The sequence below is a fragment of the Sphingobacterium corticibacterium genome (assembly GCF_004208525.1).
Taxonomy (GTDB): Bacteria; Bacteroidota; Bacteroidia; order Sphingobacteriales; family Sphingobacteriaceae; genus Sphingobacterium; species Sphingobacterium corticibacterium.
Map to the genome: position 1 here is coordinate 1,508,334 of NZ_SGIT01000002.1, position 21,584 is coordinate 1,529,917.

Consider the following 21,584-nt stretch of genomic DNA (forward strand, 5'->3'; position numbering starts at 1 on the left):
ATTCGAGGTTACCCGCTGCGGCACCCAGACTTTTAATATATACACTATAGATTATACGTAAACTGATACGGATTAGCACGGGATTAGTATCTGTATTTATACGGTAATGTCGTTAAGAAATGTTAAAATGTAACACATTTGATACATATCACGCAACAAACCTGGGCTATAATGAGTTATATAATTAGAAATAACACAATAGTGGTTTAACAATTAAAATATAATGTCATGAAAAAATTATTTTTAACAGGAATCAGCTTATTATTTGCACTAACGTTAACATTTGCTCAAGATGCAAATCCGGAAGACAAAGCAAGAGAAAAAGTAGCGAAATTAACAGAGAAATTAACATTAACAGATGAACAGCAAACTTCTGTCTATGATATCGTTTTGGAGCATGCAAAAGCAAAACAGGCATTAAAAGCAGATGCTTCACAATCGCCGGAGGCGTTAGCGGAGGCAAAGGGTAGATTGCAGGAAACAACAGATGCTCAAATCAAGGAAAAACTGTCTGATGAACAAAAGACACAATACGACAGGATAATTGCGGAGCGTCCACAAGAAGAAACGCCTGCTCCTGCTACACCGATCGTCACACCACCAGTGGAACCAGCGGAACCAGCACAGCCTATGGAACCGCAACAACCCATTAGCGAGTAATAGATCATTTGATTTTCATAAAAAAGCGAAACCTTAAATCGGTTTCGCTTTTTTACATTCAAAAATAAACTTAAATAATAATGTTTTCTTTTATTAAGACGACTTCAGCTTCTTCTGGATATCCTGAACATACGTTTTAAACTTCTTATCTGTTTCAATTAAATCTTCTACCGTTTGGCAAGCATAGATCACCGTGGAGTGATCACGTCCACCAAAAAAGTTTCCAATTGACTTTAAAGAAGATTTTGTATGGCTTTTCGCTAAATACATCGAGATTTGGCGAGCTTGTACAATCTCCCGTTTACGAACTTTCGATTTTACCATTTCTACCGGTACCTCAAAATACTCACAAACTAGTTTTTGGATATACTCCATGGAAATTTCTTTATGTGTATTTTTCACAAAGTTCTTCAACATGGATTTTGCTAAATTGAGGTCAATTTCCTTTTTATTTAAGGTCGATTGAGCCAATAAAGAAACCATAGCTCCCTCCAATTCACGGACACTGTTGTCAATCTGTGTTGCAACAAATTCAACCACATTTTCGGGTAACTCAATACCATCAGAATACATTTTTTTCTTCAAGATAGCCATTCGAGTCTCTAAATCCGGAACCTGAATATCTGCAGATAACCCCCATTTGAAACGACTTAATAAACGCTCTTCCAAACCAGACAAATCTTTTGGTGCTTTGTCTGATGTTAAGATAATCTGTTTACCAGATTGATGTAGATGATTGAAAATATGGAAGAAGATATCTTGCGTTTTTTCTTTACCCGCAAAATTGTGCACATCATCCATAATAATCACATCCATTGCCTGGTAAAAATTCACAAAATCATTAATCGTATTATTTTTTAAAGAGTCTACAAATTGCTGACAGAATTTTTCACAGGAAACATATATAACTAATTTGTCGGGTAAATTTTTCTTGATTTCGTTACCAATCGCTTGAGCCAAATGCGTTTTCCCCAGACCTACATCTCCATAAAGCATTAAAGGGTTAAAAGAAGTACCTCCCGGCTTGTTTGAAACTGCAAAACCTGCCGAACGTGCCAATCGATTACATTCTCCTTCAATAAAATTATCAAATGTATAATGTGTATTTAACTGTGGGTCTACCTGCAATTTCTTTAATCCGGGAATAACAAAAGGATTCTTGATATTTTTATTTAATGCTACGGGAACAGGAATAGATTGCTTTTTTCCTTCTGCACCATTTCCATTGGAAGGGATATTGGTGGTATAAGGAGTATTAGCAGAAGATTTATCCACAATAATATTGTATTCCAAACGCCCTTGCTCCCCCAAAAATTTCTTAATTGTCTTACGCAGAATACCTACATAATGTTCCTCCAACCATTCGTAAAAAAATACTGAAGGCACTTGAATAGTTAAAACGTTACCATTCAAACCTACTGCTTTAACAGGCTCAAACCAGGTCTTAAAACTTTGCGCAGGTATATTGTCTTTGATGATCTGAAGACAGCTATTCCAAACACTTGTACACGTTTTTTCCATTCTTAAATTGTTAATAACTTGAAAACCAATATTTGACAAAAAAATTGTTTAAAACTTTCGCTTAAGACGAAGATGACAAAAAAAAACGACCTAAAAAACTAAAAAATCAAAAAAAACATAACAAACTAATTATCAAATTATTAAACAATAAAATAATGCTTTTTCATCGAATAAAATGTCCTTAAAAATATTTTTTCAACATCTCGGCTTATCCCTTTTAAATGAAACTTTTTCTGTATCAGAAAAACGCAATACCTTCTTTAATGTGGAAAACTATTAGGTTTTTTTCATGTATAAATATAAAGAATATTCAAACACAAAAAAAGGCAGAATTGTTAAATTCTGCCGTTATTTTCTTTATGTGGTTATACTACGACACCATCGTATCGGTTTTTATTCCAGCAGCTAATTTTCTAACTTGGGTTGCAATAGACAATGCATCATATCCGCATATCCTCCAGAGTTCTGCTTGTTCACCATGTTCAACGATTTCATCGGGGATCCCTAATCGAACCAACTTCGCCCCATAACCGTGATCTGCCATAAATTCTAAAACGGCAGATCCCACACCTCCCATAATGCTTCCGTCTTCTACCGTAATAACTTTATTGAATTTTTTAAATACCTTATGTAACAAACCTTCGTCCAACGGCTTAGCAAAGCGTAAATCATAATGAGCAGGATAAATTCCCTCTTCATTTAATGTTTGAACAGCTTTCACGACTTCATTTCCGATAGCGCCAAAACTAAGAATAGCAACTTCTTCCCCGTCATGAAGTTTGCGTCCTTTGCCAATCTCAAGCTTAACGAACGGGCGTTTCCAATCTACCATCACGCCTTTACCACGTGGATAGCGAATTACAAATGGTCCTGTATTTGGCATTTGTGCGGTATACATTAAGTTTCGTAGTTCCTCTTCATTCATCGGAGCAGAAACAATCAAATTAGGAATACAACGCATATATACGATATCATATGCTCCATGATGTGTAGGTCCGTCAGCACCGACAACCCCTGCGCGATCCAAACAAAAAACGACATTCAATTTCTGCAATGCTACATCATGGATGACCTGATCATAAGCCCGTTGCATAAACGAAGAATATATATTACAAAAAGGTATTAACCCCTGCGTAGCTAAACCGGCACTAAATGTTACTGCATGCTGCTCGGCTATGCCCACATCAAAAGCGCGATCAGGCATGGCTTTCATCATAATATTCAATGATGAACCTGAAGGCATTGCCGGCGTGATCCCCATAATTTTATCGTTAGCTTCTGCTAACTCTACTAAAGTATGTCCAAAAACATCTTGATATTTCGGTGGTTGAGGTTTATCTAAAACGGCTTTCTTAATCTCTCCTGTAATTTTATCAAATAAACCTGGAGCATGCCATGTTGTTTGATCTTTCTCTGCCAATGCATATCCTTTACCCTTCACAGTCACAGCATGTAATAACTTTGGTCCAGGAATATGTTTTAGATCTTCAATGGTTTTCGCTAGTTTCGTCACATCATGTCCATCTACGGGACCAAAATAACGGAAATTCAGTGACTCGAATAGATTGGCATTCTTCAGTAATGTCCCTTTAATACTTTGCTCCAATTTCTTTGCCCATCCATAGGCGTCTGGCCCATTCTTCGAAATTTTAGCTAATACAGCAATCAGGTCATCTCTAAATTTATTATAGCTTCTAGACGTTGTAATACTAGTCAAGTACTCTTTCATCGCCCCCACATTGGGATCAATAGACATGCAGTTATCGTTGAGTATGACCAACAAATTGGATTTTTCAATCCCCGCATGATTTAAGGCTTCGAATGCCATCCCCCCAGTTAGCGCACCGTCACCGATTACTGCTACATGTTGTCTATCTTTCTCTCCTTTATATTCCGAGGCGACGGCCATTCCCAACGCGGCAGAAATAGAGGTAGAAGAATGTCCTACACCAAAAGCATCATATTCGCTCTCGCTTCTTTTTGGAAAACCAGATACTCCTCCCAGAATCCGATTAGTATGAAAGGTCTCTTTTCTTCCTGTTAATATTTTATGCCCATACGCTTGATGCCCTACATCAAAAATAACTTGATCGTAAGGTGTGTTCAATACATAATGTAATGCAACGGTTAATTCTACGACACCCAAACTAGCTGCAAAATGTCCACCGTTCACGGAAACAATATCAACAATGAATTGCCTCAATTCACGACATACTTCTTCCAAATCACTTGGTTTCAGTTTCCTAAGGTCGGACGGATAATTTATTTGTTGTAATAGTGGACCTGCCTCTACTTGCATAGTTTCGTTTATATAAAATAAGTTACAAACTTAACAACTTATTCCCTAAACTACAGAACAATAAACGCAAATAAAAGTTTATTACTGTTAAAAATAGTATACACGAGTGTGTAAACAATATATGATATATTGTTAATAGAACATCAATTGTGGATAAAATATGAGGTAGCTTTAGCGCACAATTTTTTATTTTTGAGCAAGCTATGCAAACAGCAGGTTACGAAATCAAACTAGCGCAATTTGAAGGTCCTTTTGACCTATTGCTTTTCTTTATTGAAAGGGATGAATTAAACATCCATGACATTCCTATTTCTAATATAACGGATGATTTTTTAGACTATATTCAGAAAATGCAGTCTTTGAATATAGAGCTCGCCAGCGAATTTATATTTGTTGCTTCTACGTTGATGCGTATCAAAGCCAAAATGCTTTTGCCACGTCCAGAGTTGGATGACACGGAAAACGAGATAGATCTGAAGAAGGAACTGACCCAAAAGCTTATTTTATATAAGCAATTTAAGGAAGTATGTGAGAAGTTGCGGGTATTAGAGGATAATCGAACGAGATTACATGCCCGAGGAAATATAGCCAAGGATAATAAAATGGTGAGGTATACCGATACCACAGAAGAAGAATTATCTTCTTTTGACTTATACAAACTCTTGATGATATACGAAAAGTTGATGTTCAATTTTACCCATCGCGTTCAAGAAGCTACCCATACCGTTGTAAAATTCCCATATACGATTGAACAGCAGAAAAAAGCTATTGCACAACTGATAGAATTGAATAAAAAACTGGATTTTCAGCAGATCATTAAAAGCTCAGAGAACAAAGTACAACTCGTATTCAATTTTTTGGCGATTCTGGAGATGCTTCAACAACGTTTACTAGAAATAGAAATCGGACTAGGTTTCAATAATTTCTCCATCGGAAAAAAGGAAGAATTTTGCTATGAGTCCGAATATGTAGCTTAGTTCTTTTTATTACGACAAGCCAGTATATTTCCTAAAGCTTTGGCGGTACGACGAAGATTCTGTTCCGTGTTTGCAAGTGCTTTAGCCAGCGGCATAGCTTCGTGACTAATGGGCAGCAGTACATCAAACATATCTAATAACGCAGATGAAGGTTCTAATGGTACTTTTCCTGCTATCCCAGCAATCGGAATTCCATATTGCTTTGCTAACAAAGCCACGCCTGCCGGACCTTTGCCCGAGAGTGTCTGCTCATCGAGACTACCCTCACCTGTAATAATCCAATCAGCCGTTTTTATAACTTCTTCAAAGCCCGTCTTTTGCAGAAAATAAGCTATTCCATTCACCAATTGCGCATTGGCTAAGGCGTACATACCGGCAGCTGCGCCCCCCGCCGTACCTCCGGAAACGACCTCCGCCATATTCTTTCCCGTCTCTTTTAAAACAATATCACTTAACTGATATAGAAAGTTATCTAAAACCTTCACTTGTTCTCGAGAAGCTCCCTTTTGTGGTCCGAAAACATGCGCTGCCCCTTCCTCTCCGAGAAGACGATTTTCTACATCACAAAGAATCTTAATGTCGATTTTTAATATGCTTTTGTCCAGCCCACTTGTGTCAATACGTTCTAGAGATTGCAATTGTTCAGGAATTGGGTCAAGCTCTTTTCCATTCTTATCAAAAAAACGTACACCAAGCGTATGAAGCATACCACACCCACCGTCCACCGTTGCAGAACCGCCCATCCCTAAAATAATCTGATCTACTTTATGATGATCCAACGCATGCAGTATTAATTCCCCCGTACCTTTACTACTCGCATGAAGCGGATTCCGTTCTTCTGTTTTTATCAAACGGATACCCGATGCATTCGCCATTTCAATGATAGCTGTTTTTCCTCCGTCAACCAAACTATATGAAGCTTCAACACGCGTTCCCAATGGTCCCATAACCGTAATTGTGACTAGCTTACCCGCTAATTTTTCATGCAAAAGTTTACATGTACCGTCACCTCCATCGCCAATAGGAAAAAGCGTTACACGACAGTCCAAACGACTCTGGGAGAAACCTTCATGTAGTGCCTCTGCAACCTTTCGTGCGTCTAGATTGTGTTTAAATGCATTTGGAGCAATAAGAAGATGTAGCATCTTAGGCGTTTAGAAAACTAAATATGACACATAAATTAAACCAACAGATCTCATATTACAACTATCTATGAAACTTATTCTTTTCTAAAAATTCGATTTTTCACGTCTTCGGAAGACTTCAATTCATGTAAACTTTTTAACAAAAAGCCGTATCGTTGTTCACTGGCGACGGAGGGGAGTCCTCTCGCTGCTTTAAAACCTGCGACAACAGCGGACGAACTAATATCTTTAAATTTAGCTAAAAATCCTTCTGTATCTATCTTTTCCAAAAATCCATCCACCAGCCCATATTCCATCGCTTCCCGAGCAGAGAAATAGTCTGTATGTAAACACAGTTGTAGCATTTTCTTTTCTGGCATTACCTTTATCAAACTTGCCATAACTTGGAAAGGGAAGATTCCTAAGTTTAACTCCGGCAATCGAAACTGTACATTTTCCGAACAGAATACATACGTACATCCGGCAATTATCAAAAAAGCCCCGGCAATAACATTTCCCTCCACCATAGCCACCGACGGTTTGTATAATCCTGCAAATACTTCGCCTAGCGATATACGCTTATTTTCGATCAGGGGGTTCGATATATCAAGATCCTCGTTTTCAAAGGTTTTTAAATCCATCCCTGCGCAAAACACCGGCCCTTCAGCTTTAAATACCACAACTTTTACGCTATCATCATCATTTGCGTTTTGAAAAGCATGGGCTATTTCATTCACCGTCGTCGGTGTAAACGCATTCCGTTTCTCGGGACGTGCAAGTATAACCTCCATACGGAAATCCATTTTGTTCACCTTAATATATTGGTATTTTATGGCCTGCATATATCAAAGATACCGTTTTTCCATTCTTTATTTTTCATCCAATCAAATTCTGAAATTCCGTCAATAAACCCTGTATTTTGTTTCCTTTTGGATTTTTAAATCGATGTAATAACATTTCCATAGGAATATTGCCTACCAAATCATCTTGTGCAAAAGGACAACCACCATACCCCATGATAGCGCCCTCAAAAATACGACAGCCAGCCTCGTGAGCGGCTTCTATCTTCAACATTGCATTTTCTGCCCTACTATGTAAGTGAATACTGTATTCCAATTCCGGAAACGTGTGTTTTAGTAACGTAAATAGAATCTTTACCCTCTCGGGCGATGCTTCTGATGTCGTATCGGCTATGGAAAAACGGGAAATACCTAATTCTGAAAGCTTTTCTATCCATTCCAGTACCAAATCGGTGTTCCAGAGGTCACTATAGGGGTTGCCGAAAGCCATGGAAATGTAGACTATCAGCTCTTGTTTACCTGATGCTATTATATTCTTAATATGTTCTACCCGCTGATAGGATTGCGCTACCGTCGAATTGGCATTTCGTTGCTGGAACGTCTCGGATATAGAAAACGGATACCCCAAAAAGTCTATTTTATCATACGCTTGCGCTATTTCAGCGCCTTTTTCATTGGCAATAATTGCCAATAATTTTGTCTCATTTTTATTTTCTATGTTCTCTAGCACCTGCGCCGTATCCTGCATTTGCGGAACAGCTTTAGGAGACACAAAACTCCCAAAATCAATACAATAGAATAGGTTACTATCAATCAATTGATTGATATAGTTTATTTTTTTTTCTGTAGGAATAAAATGTTTAATCGATTGAATAGCATCTCGAGGACACTCTATTAATTGTATTGTTTCCTTATTAGACATCCTTTTTAATTTCTCTTGCTATAACCATCTTCTGTATGGCGCTGGTTCCTTCTCCAATCGTACATAATTTAGCATCCCTAAAGTATTTTTCTGCCGGATAATCTTTTGTAAAGCCATACCCCCCATGCACCTGCACACTCTGATTAGATACCTCTACCGCCACCTCCGAAGCATAATATTTCGCCATCGCACTTTCCTTTGTAACTTTTTGTCCTGTATCTTTTAAAAGACCTGCTCTTCTTATCAATAATTCGGCTGCATCGATTTTTGTAGCCATATCTGCTATGGTGAAACCGACGTCTTGAAAATCAAATATTTTCTGATTAAACTGTTCCCGTTCATTCGCATACTGCAACGCACACGCATATGCTCCACGGGCAATACCTAATGAAAGCGCAGCAATGGAAATACGTCCGCCATCCAACAGCTTTAATGCTTGAACAAATCCATCACCTACTGCACCAATGACCTGATTTTTATGTACACGACAATTGTCAAAAAACAAGCTTGCCGTTTCTGAAGCGCGCATGCCTAATTTATCTATTTTTTTACCGGCTGTAAAGCCAGGCGTCCCTTTTTCAATGATAAATGCGGTAACGCCATGTTTATCTCCTTTTTCTCCTGTCCTCACCATCACGACGGCTACATCCCCACTAATGGCATGTGTAATAAACGTTTTAGAACCATTGATAACGAAATAATCCCCTTCCTGTATCGCGGTTGTTGCCAAACCTCCAGCGTCAGAACCAGATCCCGTTTCGGTAAGCCCCCAGGCACCGATCCACTCCGCGGTAGCTAATCTGGGAAGATATTTTTCTTTCTGCTCTTCGTTTGCAAATGACAAAATATGATTTGTACACAAGGAATTATGTGCTGCTAAAGATAATCCAATAGATCCACATACTTTTGATATTTCATCAAGTATGGTTATATATTCTTGATAGCCCAACCCTGCACCCTGATATTCTTCCGGAACTAATACACCCATAAAACCATATTCGCCCATTTTCTTAAATAATTCCACCGGAAAATATTGCTTTTCATCCCACTCCATCACATAGGGTTTAATGAATTCCTTAGCAAACTGCTGGGCACTATCTTGCACCAAAGCTAATTGTTCATTTTGTTGTATTTGCGATATCATATTTTAGAAGTTTATATCCGTATTTGTTAAATATATAAAAAACAAGCAATATTTTAAAATATTTATATTTTCACCTATAAAAACAAACGGCATATTAAAAGGTTTTAAATATAAGGTGCTAATAACAGCTCATCATTTTTGTTATCTTTGAGAAAAGAGAATAGAAAAACTCATCCTACTATAAACATATTCAGACAACAATCCAATGGCAATATGGAAAACCTCTTAAAGACACTCAAAAGCAAATATGAAAACCTTCTTCTTGGGGGTGGATTAAACAAGCTAGAAAAACACAAAGAAAAAGGAAAAATGACTGCATGGGAAAGAGTCATTTATCTTTTAGATGACGATTGTCCTTATGTAGAAATAGGTTCCTTTGCAGGGGATAGCATGTATGAAGAACATGGTGGATGCCCCAATGGAGGCGTAGTTGTCGTGCTGGGTTATGTGAGAAACAGGTTGTGTATTATCGTATCCAACGATGCTACCGTGAAAGCCGGGTCTTGGTTTCCTATTACCGGCAAAAAGAACTTAAGGGCACAGGAAATCGCTATGGAAAACCATCTTCCGATTATTTATTTGGTGGATTCTGCTGGAGTTTATCTTCCTATGCAGGATGAAATCTTTCCGGATAAGGAACATTTCGGCCGTATCTTCAGAAACAATGCTAAAATATCTTCCATGGGTATTCCGCAAATTTCGGCTATTATGGGTTCCTGTGTCGCTGGGGGTGCATATTTACCTATTATGTCTGATTACGCATTGATAGTGGAGGGTACAGGTTCTGTTTTCTTGGCGGGACCCTATTTGGTAAAATCTTCCATCGGTGAAGTCATCGATAATGAAACGCTGGGAGGTGCTGCCACACATTGCGAAATATCCGGTGTAACGGATAATAAATATCCCGACGATAAAAGCTGTCTCGACGCCATCAAAAATATTGTGGACAAGTTTGGTGAAAATGATCAAAATAAATTCTCTCGTATTGCTAACAAGCAACCTGAATTTCCAGCAACACATATTTATAAAAATCTTCCGGAAGACCGTCTAAAATCTTACAATATGCTGGAAATTTTAAAGGCAATTGTGGACAAAGGTTCCTTAGAGGAATACAAAAAAGACTATGGAAAAACATTGGTTTGTGCATTAGCACGTATTGATGGCTGGGCAGTAGGGATTATTGCCAACCAGCGGGAAATGGTAAAAGCAAAAAAACCTGGTAACGCCACCGAAATGCAGATGGGCGGAGTTATCTATTCGGATTCGGCAGATAAAGCTGCCCGATTTATCATGAACTGCAATCAACAAAAAATACCGCTCGTATTTTTCCAGGATGTCACCGGGTTTATGGTAGGCTCTCGGTCAGAGCATGGAGGAATAATCAAAGATGGAGCAAAAATGGTCAACGCAATGGCCAATTCAGTCGTACCGAAATTTACTTTTATTATAGGTAACAGCTACGGTGCAGGAAATTATGCCATGTGCGGAAAAGCATACGATCCCCGATTGATATACGCCTGGCCAACCGCACAAATAGCCGTTATGAGTGGTGCTTCTGCCGGAAAAACGTTATTACAAATACAAGAAGCAGCACTTAAAGCAAAAGGCGTATCCTTAACTGAGGAAGAAAAGAAAAACCTGCTTTACAAAATCGAACAGCAATATAACCAACAGCTCAGCCCCTATTATGCTGCTGCGCGTCTTTGGGTAGATGGCGTTATCGACCCTAAAGACACACGCAAGATTATTTCGATGGGAATAGAAGCCGCTAATCAAAATCCCAATATGAATAAGTATAATGTGGGCGTGATACAGGTTTAAATCCGTTCAATGAAAAAGTCTGTATTGCTATTGTCTTGATTATACATTGGTTATATGCTAGTGTATAAGTATATTTGAATATACTCCTCTAGCGATTCCGGATTCTGCATAATATCTTTAGACACTGCTTGTTCCAAAGAATAACCAGAAAAAATTTTCTTAACCGGTATCTCTAATTTCTTACCACTCAAGGTATACGGAATATCATCTACAGCATAAAACAAATCCGGTACATGACGTGCACTATACTGCTTACGAAGTTCTCTTTTAATAATAGGAACAACAGTTTCCGATTCCTTTCGTACTTCCAATTGGATAAATAATAACATTTTCGATTCACCCTTTTCATTGTCCGTTGTAATAACCAAACTATCTCTTACACCTGGTGTTTCATTTACCACATTATATATTTCTGCGGTTCCGATACGTATACCACCGCGATTCAGCGTAGCATCTGAACGCCCATACATCACAATACCACCATGATCCATAATGGAAATCCAATCGCCGTGGTTCCATACTCCCCTTCGATCCGAAAAATAGCTTTCCCTATATTTCTCATGGTCTTTATCATTCCAAAAGTAAAGTGGCATAGACGGCATGGGTTTCTTAATAACCAGTTCGCCTACTTCGTTATATACTTCCTCACCTTGATCATTTATTGCTACGATATCTGAACCCAATGTTCGGCATTGAATCTCCCCAGCATACACGGGTAAATAGACACATCCAGATAGAAAGGCACTGCACACATCTGTTCCGCCACTTAATGATATGATATGTGCATCAGGAAATTTTTCCTGAAGATTTTCAAAAGTAGCCGCAGGCAATGGTGAACCGGTTGAACCTATTACTTTGGGTTCATAATTTTCTATTTTCAGATCATGGATAGCTGAAAAATATGCCGCCCCTCCTCCTAAATGATGCACACTTGCCTGTTTTACAAATTGCCAAAATGTTTGGTGATCATGATGATGGATAGCCCCATTAAACAGGCAAAGCGTAGCTCCGCAGAGCAAGGAAGACAAAGCATAATTCCACATCATCCATCCGGTGGTAGAATACCACAAAAAGTTCTCTCCCGGTTGTACATTTTGGTGGATAGCTAAGGCTTTATAATGTTCCAACAAATTTCCCCCGGTACTGTGTGTAATCGCTTTCGGTTTGCCTGTTGTACCAGAAGAATATAAAATCCATATCGGATGGGAAAAAGGTACGCGCAGAAAGTGTAATACCTGCGGAAGATAATTAGTAAATATCCCTTTCCAATCTTCTTCATAAACAGCAATTATTGTCTCAATCGATGGAATATGATTTTGAATAAAACCCAATGTTTCTCTTTTAGAGAATGTTTTATCATTATATTGATAGTCCAGCTCTATAAATAATACTTTAGGTTCTATTTGTGCAAAGCGCTCGGCAATGCTTTTATCACCAAAATCCGGTGAGCAACAAGACCAAATAGCACCTAGGGAATTTACGGCCAAAAAAATAGCGACCGTCTCTATGGTATTGTTTAATATACCGACTACCCTATCTCCTTTTTGGATACCTTTTTCTTCCAAAAATTGCTGTATGCAGGATACCCTTTCACGCAGCTTATCCCACGTAATCTCCCTATAATTTCCTGTCTCATCTGTATATTTTATGACCGAATCAGCACCTTTTTTTTCACGAAAGATATGTTCTGCATAGCTTAAGGAAATACCGTCAAACCAACTTGCATCAATAAAATCGGTATTTGTATTTTGCCATTTCAATACCTGTTCGTATTCTCCGGTATAATTTATTTTAAAGTACAACAAAATAGCTTCCCAGAAATCCTCCTGCTTTTCAATCGACCATTGATAAAAAGCCGTATAATCCAGAAAACACCGATTATAGCGCTGTTCTACAAATTGTTGAAAATTATAAATAACGGACGTTTTAATATATTGTTCAGACGGTGTCCAGATAGGCTGCTTCATTATGTTTACAACTGATTAACAGTCTTAAAGATAATAAAAACCTCCAAATTTTCACCCAAGGGGTAACAATTCCAAATTATGCTTGATAAAAGAATAAGAAGTTCGGATCAAGAACAGGTCGGACAAGTTTTATCAATAAAATACAATTACTATGAAAAGATTTTTACTTACACTCATCTTATTAAGTGTTACAATTTTAGCCATCGCCCAGCAAAAAGAAAAAGGCGATTTACAGATAGGCATCCAAGGTGGAGCAAGCTTACCTATCAGCACCTACAAATCCATTGGAGAGACAAAAGTCGGGTATTATTCCGGTTTCTTTGTCGATAAATACTTTTCGGGAAATAAATTTGGATTAGGGATAGATGCTCGTTATATCTATAACAGTATCAATCGTCAAGACACCTTCCGTTTTGAAAATGGATACATCTCGACGGACTATATTAACAAAACCAGATTTCAAGACTACTTATTCACTTTTGGTCCTAGCTATAAGTATTCCGTTGACCGGTTCCATGTAGAAGCTTATATTCGTGGCGGATTGATGATGCAATATTTTCCAGAGTATGTACGATCTGTCACTTATGAGGAACGCGATCCAACAGGTGGTTCTATAACCCATACACAAGATATCATGGCCACCGTTAATGATGCTTCCAACCGGGCAAACAGTTGGGCAGGTGTAGGCGGACTACGTTTTAACTATATGTTGAACAAACATTTTGCACTCTTCGGTCATGTGGATTACGTACAGACATTTGGTGAAAAATTTGGAGGAAAATCCAGCCAATTCGCTATAGAACGTATAGAAGAAACTAATCCTATATTAGAAACAGCCAGTGTGAAAAGTGTTTGGGATCACTATGGCGATGTTCGGGAAACAACGCAAACTCCACATAAAACCGTTCAAACAGGTATCGGTGTAAAATATATTTTTGGTAAGAAAAAATCACCAGTTGTTATCCAAGATAATAGCCCTAAATACGATGAAGAAGTCAAAAAAATAGCGTTAAAAGGTCTTCAAATCGTTGTCAAGGATAAGCAGACCAACCTGGCACTCAGTGGCGTCACTGTATCTATCGAAGGTATGGACATCAATGATAAATCGGTAACCGATGCTAATGGTCAGGCCTCTAAAGTATCATCCATTAAACCAGGACAATATCAGGTAGTTGGAGAGAAAAATGGTATCAAAACACCGATACTAACGTTGACCGAAGCAGATTTCCAGACCTCGAGCGCGGTTATCTTTAAAGAAATCTATCACGATGATCCAAGATTTACGCTTATCGGTGAAACTTTTGATTGTGCAACAACTCAAAATTTAGCAGGCATTAATACGGTGCTGACACATACTGGCTCTAAAGTAAATGCTAGCCAGACGTCAGATGCGGAAGGTAAATTTATCTATCAACTCGATGCGCAAAGTGACTTCACAGTAGTAGCCAATCAGCAAGGTAGGTATTCACAAACAGAGATTGTTTCGACCAAAGGATTGGATCGCAGCCAAACGTTATATGTAACCTTGAAGCTGGGTGTTTGTGAACTGGTTGAAAACGGCGAATGGGTATTAAAGAATATTCATTATGATTTTGATAAGAGTAATATCCGAGCAGATGCGGCGATTATACTGAATAACGTTGTTGCCGTAATGAAACAAAATCCTACATTACGTATCGAACTTTCTTCGCACACAGACAGTAGAGGAAATGATGATTACAACCTAAAGTTGTCTCAGCGTAGAGCAGATTCGGCTGTAGATTATCTGATAGCAAATGGTATCGCCAAAACTCGTTTAGTGGCCCGTGGTTATGGGGAGACAAAATTGCTAAACCACTGCGGTAACGGTGCGAGCTGTTCGGAACAGCAGCATCAAGAAAACAGAAGGACCGAAATCAAAGTATTACAATTTTAAACAAGCTCTGTTATAGAAAAAGAGACAGATTTAGGGATTTCTCTAAATCTGTCTCTTTATATTTAAGGTATCTATTTACCTGCTTTAAAAGCATTCCAGCCTTGTGCTTTAATAGGATGTACATTTCCTGATTTGGAAATCATTTCGCATCCGGCTGCTTCCTCTGTTATATAACCAATAATCGTAATATCCAACTGGTTTTTCACTTTATCGTATTGCTCTTGTGGAACAGTAAATAGCAACTCGTAATCTTCGCCTCCATTTAATGCACATACAGTAGGATCCAGCCCGAATTCACGAGCAGTATCATAAGTCATCGGATCGATTGGTATTTTATCTTCATATAATTTACATCCTACCTTAGATGCATTACAGATGTGCAATATTTCCGAAGCTAAACCATCAGACACATCAATCATCGCATGGGGTTGTATGCCGTAAATTTCAAATAATTCCACGACATCCATACGTGCTTCTGGTTTTAGTTGCCGCTCCACAATATAATCTTTACCTTCCAGATCCGGCTGAATCTGTGGATTATCTAAAAAAATCTGCTTTTCACGCTCCAAAAGCTGTAACCCTACATAAGCACCGCCTAAGTCACCACTTACACAAAGTAAATCACCTTCTTTCGCACCCGAACGATAAGCTATTTTATCTGCTTCTGCATGTCCGATACTCGTAACAGAAATAACTAAACCTTGTGCCGACGCAGACGTATCGCCTCCTATAAGATCTATATTATATTTTTTACAAGCTATCAGCGCTCCTTCATAAATCTCCTCCACCGCTTCTAATGGAAATTTAGAAGATAAGCCTATGGAAAAAGTAATCTGTGAAGCTTTGCCGTTCATGGCATAAATATCACTCAAATTGACTTGTACGGCTTTATATCCCAAGTGTTTTAGCGGAACATAACGTAAATCAAAATGAATGCCTTCAAGCAGCAAATCTGTGGATATCAACGTTTTTTTATTAGAAAAATCCAATACAGCCGCGTCATCTCCAATTCCTTTTATAGTAGATGGTTCCGTGAGTTCTACCGCCTTGGTTAGATGCGCAATCAAACCGAACTCACCTAAGTCGTTTATTTCCGTTTTATCCTTGTTATCAAACATTTTTCTTAATCTTTTTTACAACCCTAATCTCTCGGATATTTCCAGCATACGTTCGATAGGTTTTCTGGCACGTTCTACAACATCTATAGACAAGTCTACTTCGGGTAATTCATAATACAAACAGTTATAAAGCTTCTCTAACGTATTTAGCTTCATATGTGGGCAATCATTACATGCACATATATTATTTGGTGGTGCCGGGATAAAAGTCTTCGCAGGGCTTGCTTTCTGCATCTGATGTAAAATACCAGATTCCGTTGCAACAATATATTGTTGTGCACTATCCTCAATCGTAAATTTCAACATACCTGAGGTAGAACCGATATAATCTGCTTGTGCTAGAATATGATCTTCACATTCGGGGTGTGCAATAAATTTAGCATCCGGAAATTGCTTCTTTAAATCTGCTATTTTATCCTGTGAGAAAATTTCATGTACCATACATGCGCCATTCCATAATACCAAATCACGACCTGTTTTCTTTTTGACATACTCCCCTAGATTACGATCAGGACCAAAAATAATCTTTTGCTCTTTTGGTAAACTTTCCACAATCTGCACCGCATTACTAGATGTGCACACAATATCCGACAGGGCTTTTAACTCTGCAGTACAGTTTACATAGGTAATAACCATATGATCTGGATATTGCTCTTTAAATTTAGCGAACAAATGTGGAGGACAGCTGTCTGATAATGAACACCCTGCTTTTAAATCAGGTAACAACACTTTTTTTGAAGGCGATAAAATCTTAGCTGTTTCAGCCATAAAATGCACTCCAGCAAAAACAATTACATCCGCATCCGTCTTGGCTGCTTGTTGCGATAATCCCAAACTATCTCCAATATAATCAGCAATATCTTGAATATCAGCTTCTTGATAATAATGTGCTAAGATAACTGCATTCTTTTCTTTTTTAAGTTGCTGAATTTCAGCTACGATATCTACCGTGGGATCAATAGGCTCATCGATATAGCCCTTTGCCTCCAAATCCCTTTCAAAAATAGTATTCATGATTTCTCTCTCTATTTAGCTTCTTTAGTTTGACTAAACAACAATACAAAAGTAAAGAAAGAAAATCAAACGAAATCCACATTCCCTTTTTTCAATAAATGATAATCTATTTTTAAAGAAAGAATCTTATTGTTTATTAGCGTGTGGAAAATGGGGATAAGTGTATCGATTTTTATTTGGATAAATGTTTATTATTTCGTTTTCCACATATTATCAACAAAACTGAAACTGTTACGATTTGATTTTCAATGGAGTGATTTTTTTAGTTTTTCTTTTTCCATAATTTTTTGTTGAATGTTTATTGTTTACAATTTGTTAATATTAGGTTGATTTTGTCTTAACTTTTATCTCCTTTTTGTGGGAATATGCAGGTGGTTGTGGAAAGATTGAAAGTTTTAATTTTTAGTTCACCCTTTTTATACAGGTTTTCCACATATTTTGTTAATTTGTTCTTTATATTAATAGAAGGACATTCCGCTTTATATACTTTATGATACATAGAAACGTAGATTTTTTGATAATTGGTTCCGGCATTGCCGGGTTGAGCTTTGCACTTAAAGCGGCCAAATTGGGTAAAGTATTGATAGTCACGAAGTCTAATGAAGATGAATCTAATACCAAATATGCGCAGGGAGGTGTAGCCGCCGTTGTGGATAAGTCTGATAGCTTTGAAAAGCATATAGCTGATACACAGATAGCTGGAGATGGTTTGTGTCAACTAAATGTTGTGGAAAACGTAGTTAAGGAAGCTCCTGAAAGAATTAAGGAACTTATTGAGTATGGCACTAATTTCGATAAAGTCGATGAGGAACATTATGATCTTGCTCGTGAAGGTGGACATTCCAATCATCGTATTCTTCATTATAAGGATATCACAGGTTATGAAATAGAGCGAGCATTATTGGAGAAAGTGCATCAACACCAAAATATTGAGATATTAACGCATTATTTTGCGATTGATTTGATTACGCAACATCATCAGGGAATTCATGTTGATAGAAGTACAGCAGATATTCGCTGTTTTGGTATCTATGCGTTGAATACACGAAGCAATACGATTGAGACTTTTCTTAGTAAAGTGACATTGATGGCATCTGGGGGAGCGGGACATGTATATGCCAGTACAACGAACCCTACTATTGCAACTGGTGACGGGATTGCCATGGTATATCGGGCGAAGGGGAAAGTTAGAAACATGGAATTTATACAATTTCACCCAACATCTTTATATAATCCGCAGGAATCGCCATCATTCCTTATTTCAGAAGCGGTACGTGGTTTTGGTGGTATTTTGAGAAGAGTAACCGGAGAGTCCTTTATGGAGGAATATGATGAGCGTGCGTCATTAGCTCCTAGGGACATCGTTGCGAGAGCGATAGATAATGAAATGAAGAAATCTGGGCTTGATTTCGTATACTTGGATATTACCCATCGTAAAAGAGCGGACATTATAGCACATTTTCCGAATATATATGAGAAGTGTCTTTCAGTAGGATTAGATATGACGAAGGACTATATACCCGTTACACCCGCTGCACATTATTTATGCGGAGGTATAATGGTTGATGAAATGGGAAGAACTTCCATTCAGAATTTGTATGCCTGTGGAGAATGTTCGTCAACAGGACTCCATGGAGCCAATCGTTTGGCTTCGAATTCTTTACTGGAGGCTGTAGTATATGCCCACCGAATTTTTGAGGATGCATCGTCTATATTGAATACGGTAGATTATGCAACGGATATTCCGTTTTGGGATGAGTCTAAGGTACAATTAATGAATGAAGAGATATTAGTCACGCATAATTTACGTGAAACACAGAAATTGATGAGCGATTATGTTGGGATAGTGCGTTCTGATTTTCGTTTGGACAGAGCTATTAGACGGTTGGGTTTTTTACATGAAGAAACGGAAGAGTTTTATAGAAATACCAAGTTATCTGTAAAATTATGTGAGTTGCGTAATGTTATACAAGTTTCCTATTTAATTGTGAAATCTGCGATGCAACGTAGAGAAAGTAGGGGATTACATTATACAACAGATTTTCCTTATAAATCAGATGAATTAAAAGATACAGTTTTATAATTGAAGCAAGATGCCAACCATTTTACCCGTAAAAGATATTTATCCGCGTATAGATAAATCTATTTTCATTGCTGAGAACGCTACTATCGTTGGTGATGTTGTTATCGGCGAGCATTGTTCTATTTGGTTTAATGCTGTTATCAGAGCTGATGTGAATTATATTCGTATTGGTGATTATACGAATATTCAGGACGGTGTTGTTATCCATTGTACATATCGGAAAAATGGAACGGATATTGGTAATTTTGTGAATATAGGACACAACGCCATTGTACATGGGTGTATAGTACATGATTATACACTTATTGGTATGGGCGCAATTGTGATGGACAGGGCTATTATAGAATCTAATGTAATTATTGCAGCCGGTGCGGTTGTTTTAGAAAATACTATATGCGAATCAGGATATTTATATGCGGGAGTTCCGGCTAAAAAGATAAAGCCACTAACAGATGAGCAATTGGCTATGTTAAAGCAACTGCCACATAATTATGTGTTATATAGTTCCTGGTTTTAATGCTATATTCTATTCTTTAGAATAATAGTTGATAGATATTATTTTATCAGCCATTCTATTTTAAATTAATCGTTTCATTTTGATCCCAATTAGCCCGTATAGTAAAGGTTTTATTGAGATACCAGATATTTTCTGCTTGTTTTTTTGCATAAACATCTGCTGGATCCCATCTTCCGTTATTGTTCGCGTCGTAAATAATCCGTATGGAATATTTACCTCCAGGATAATTGTTATAATTTATTCTGGGGTTTGACGCATGAAGAGGCTGCCTATCAAATACCTTTTCTTTCGTTTCGTCAATAAGTTCTACAATGTAGTTTATTGTAGAATCCAATCCGTTTACGGTGAAATTGATGTTACCATAATTATCCGATTCATCTAAGGTAAATCTTGTCTTAAATTCTATATTGGTATCGTCAAATGACGTGCGCATGGCCCCTTCTTGAATAACTAACTCATAGTCTCGTTTAGGACGCCAATTATAACGTATATGATATAGGTTTGTATTTAGGGTATCCTGTTGCAATTGGAAGTTTCTTCTGGAGACGGAATCTTCATGAATAAGGATTTTTGATTTATCAACATTAGCTAATGGGCTGGCGCTAGTTAGTGTGATATGGCGGACACGATCTACCTTATTTGTAATGCTTAATATAGGTTTTACCTCTCTATCGAATTTTGCGTTTTTATTTGTTCTTATAAAAATAGTATCCAATATCTGATCGTTGTCACTTAATTCTATTTTTATAGAATCAAGTTCTGTTTTTGGTATATAGATTTTTGCAGAGTCATTGTTAAGACTATATTGCTCTATTTTGTTTTCATTTAGTTCTTCAGGGAATAGAATTTTTGTCTCTGGGCGTTCGAGTGGTTTTGTGAAGGTTAATAAGATATGGCCAGTTGGTTCGAATTTTTTCTCCAACGTGCGAAAATCTTTTGGATATGCTTTTGTTATTTCAAGTTTTATATCTGTTATATCCCGATCTAAGTATATACTATCTTCGATAAAACCAATCCATTCATCATTTCCATTAAAGATACGGTCATTGTTTTGCTCCTTTAAAGCATAAATTCGATAGGTATCTTCTCTTAAATTATTGAATTTAAAATTGCCGGAGGTGTCCACATTTGCGAATATATTTGCTTTTCTTTTTCCAAATATAGAATCTTGAGATATCGGAATAAGAAGCACTTTGATGTTTTCGTCTTTCTTTTGGTCGAATTGTTTCGTAAAGCCATTGAGAACAGAGCCACTGATAGAGAGAGAATCTAATTCATCTCCGGTAGCGAATACATAATTGTAATCTATAAAAGGGTTACTTTCATTGTAATCTACCAACCCCTTGCCAAAATTGATTGTATAAGTGGTATTCCCTTCCAATGAATCAGGTAAAGTAATAACCAAGTCTTTTTTCCGTACACGATAGTCCACGATGTCTTCCAGATCAGGACTGATGCTAAATTCTTTGTATTGGTTGTTTAATTTTATGAATTCATCAAAACGGAGTACAATTCTTTTTTCTGTAAAATTTGTCGTGAAGTTCGGAATCGATACATCTAGTAGTTTTGGCGCTATAGAATCTTTCGGCCCGCCCGTCGGACGCTGCATATTTGCACATCGACTTAAACTAAATAATAGCAATAAAATAAACCCAAAAAGTGCCATATTTTGCATTTTCATTATTTTAAGGCTATTGGACAA

General features: G+C 37.6%; 16 protein-coding genes. 6 read left to right on the forward strand and 10 right to left on the reverse strand.

The genetic code is table 11. The annotated features are described in order from the left end of the window. Window positions 1–228: 228 nt before the first annotated feature. Window positions 229–660 carry a hypothetical protein gene (locus EWE74_RS14485; protein WP_130142225.1) on the forward strand — a complete coding sequence of 144 codons (432 nt, stop codon included), beginning with the start codon at window positions 229–231 and terminating at the stop codon, window positions 658–660. Window positions 661–753: 93 nt separating this feature from the next. Here the strand turns inward: EWE74_RS14485 and dnaA are convergent, their stop codons facing one another. Both dnaA and dxs read right to left on the reverse strand, forming a co-directional pair. After that, the gene (gene dnaA / locus EWE74_RS14490; protein WP_130142226.1) at window positions 754–2,181 is read right to left on the reverse strand and encodes a chromosomal replication initiator protein DnaA; all 1,428 of its coding nucleotides are present in this window, start codon (window positions 2,179–2,181) and stop codon (window positions 754–756) included. A 370-nt stretch (window positions 2,182–2,551) separates the two neighbouring features. Beyond that, window positions 2,552–4,480: a 1-deoxy-D-xylulose-5-phosphate synthase gene (gene dxs, locus EWE74_RS14495; protein ID WP_130142227.1), complete on the reverse strand. Its 1,929-nt coding sequence runs from the start codon at window positions 4,478–4,480 to the stop codon at window positions 2,552–2,554. A 203-nt stretch (window positions 4,481–4,683) separates the two neighbouring features. Here dxs and EWE74_RS14500 point away from each other — a divergent pair, with 203 nt between their 5' ends. Beyond that, window positions 4,684–5,457, forward strand: coding sequence for a segregation and condensation protein A (locus EWE74_RS14500; protein ID WP_130142228.1), 774 nt, complete (start codon window positions 4,684–4,686; stop codon window positions 5,455–5,457). Here the strand turns inward: EWE74_RS14500 and EWE74_RS14505 are convergent. From EWE74_RS14505 to EWE74_RS14520, 4 genes are all read right to left on the reverse strand, one after another. Then, complete coding sequence (locus EWE74_RS14505) at window positions 5,454–6,602, reverse strand: glycerate kinase (protein ID WP_130142229.1); 1,149 nt, start codon at window positions 6,600–6,602, stop codon at window positions 5,454–5,456. The genes EWE74_RS14500 and EWE74_RS14505 overlap by 4 nt on opposite strands. Before the next feature lie 74 nt (window positions 6,603–6,676). Beyond that, window positions 6,677–7,423 (reverse strand): enoyl-CoA hydratase/isomerase family protein, encoded by a 747-nt coding sequence (locus EWE74_RS14510; protein ID WP_130142230.1) that lies wholly within the window; start codon window positions 7,421–7,423, stop codon window positions 6,677–6,679. Between the two features lie 34 nt (window positions 7,424–7,457). Next, window positions 7,458–8,303, reverse strand: coding sequence for a beta/alpha barrel domain-containing protein (locus tag EWE74_RS14515; RefSeq protein WP_130142231.1), 846 nt, complete (start codon window positions 8,301–8,303; stop codon window positions 7,458–7,460). Continuing rightward, the gene (locus EWE74_RS14520) at window positions 8,296–9,447 is read right to left on the reverse strand and encodes an acyl-CoA dehydrogenase family protein (protein ID WP_130142232.1); all 1,152 of its coding nucleotides are present in this window, start codon (window positions 9,445–9,447) and stop codon (window positions 8,296–8,298) included. The genes EWE74_RS14515 and EWE74_RS14520 overlap by 8 nt, the downstream gene beginning before the upstream one ends. Before the next feature lie 213 nt (window positions 9,448–9,660). Between EWE74_RS14520 and EWE74_RS14525 the strand changes: the two genes are divergently transcribed. Beyond that, window positions 9,661–11,268: an acyl-CoA carboxylase subunit beta gene (locus tag EWE74_RS14525; RefSeq protein WP_130142233.1), complete on the forward strand. Its 1,608-nt coding sequence runs from the start codon at window positions 9,661–9,663 to the stop codon at window positions 11,266–11,268. A 50-nt stretch (window positions 11,269–11,318) separates the two neighbouring features. Here the strand turns inward: EWE74_RS14525 and EWE74_RS14530 are convergent, their stop codons facing one another. Further along, window positions 11,319–13,235: an acetoacetate--CoA ligase gene (locus EWE74_RS14530; protein WP_130142234.1), complete on the reverse strand. Its 1,917-nt coding sequence runs from the start codon at window positions 13,233–13,235 to the stop codon at window positions 11,319–11,321. A 151-nt stretch (window positions 13,236–13,386) separates the two neighbouring features. Here EWE74_RS14530 and EWE74_RS14535 point away from each other — a divergent pair, with 151 nt between their 5' ends. Beyond that, entirely contained in the window at window positions 13,387–15,150 is a 1,764-nt protein-coding gene (locus EWE74_RS14535; RefSeq protein ID WP_130142235.1) for an OmpA family protein, read from the forward strand. 71 nt (window positions 15,151–15,221) lie between these two features. On the opposite strand, the gene thiL is transcribed toward EWE74_RS14535, so the two are convergent. Then, window positions 15,222–16,268, reverse strand: a complete 1,047-nt coding sequence (thiL, locus tag EWE74_RS14540; protein ID WP_130142236.1) for a thiamine-phosphate kinase — start codon at window positions 16,266–16,268, stop codon at window positions 15,222–15,224. A gap of 15 nt (window positions 16,269–16,283) precedes the next feature. Next, window positions 16,284–17,282: a quinolinate synthase NadA gene (gene nadA / locus EWE74_RS14545; RefSeq protein ID WP_130142237.1), complete on the reverse strand. Its 999-nt coding sequence runs from the start codon at window positions 17,280–17,282 to the stop codon at window positions 16,284–16,286. Window positions 17,283–17,772: 490 nt separating this feature from the next. Here nadA and nadB point away from each other — a divergent pair, with 490 nt between their 5' ends. Both nadB and EWE74_RS14555 read left to right on the forward strand, forming a co-directional pair. After that, window positions 17,773–19,365, forward strand: coding sequence for an L-aspartate oxidase (gene nadB, locus EWE74_RS14550; protein WP_130142238.1), 1,593 nt, complete (start codon window positions 17,773–17,775; stop codon window positions 19,363–19,365). A 10-nt stretch (window positions 19,366–19,375) separates the two neighbouring features. Continuing rightward, entirely contained in the window at window positions 19,376–19,882 is a 507-nt protein-coding gene (locus tag EWE74_RS14555) for a gamma carbonic anhydrase family protein (protein WP_130142239.1), read from the forward strand. A gap of 55 nt (window positions 19,883–19,937) precedes the next feature. On the opposite strand, the gene EWE74_RS14560 is transcribed toward EWE74_RS14555, so the two are convergent. Then, a complete protein-coding gene (locus tag EWE74_RS14560; RefSeq protein ID WP_239018668.1) occupies window positions 19,938–21,563 on the reverse strand; it encodes an Ig-like domain-containing protein in 1,626 nt (541 codons plus the stop codon). Between the last annotated feature and the right edge of the window lie 21 nt (window positions 21,564–21,584).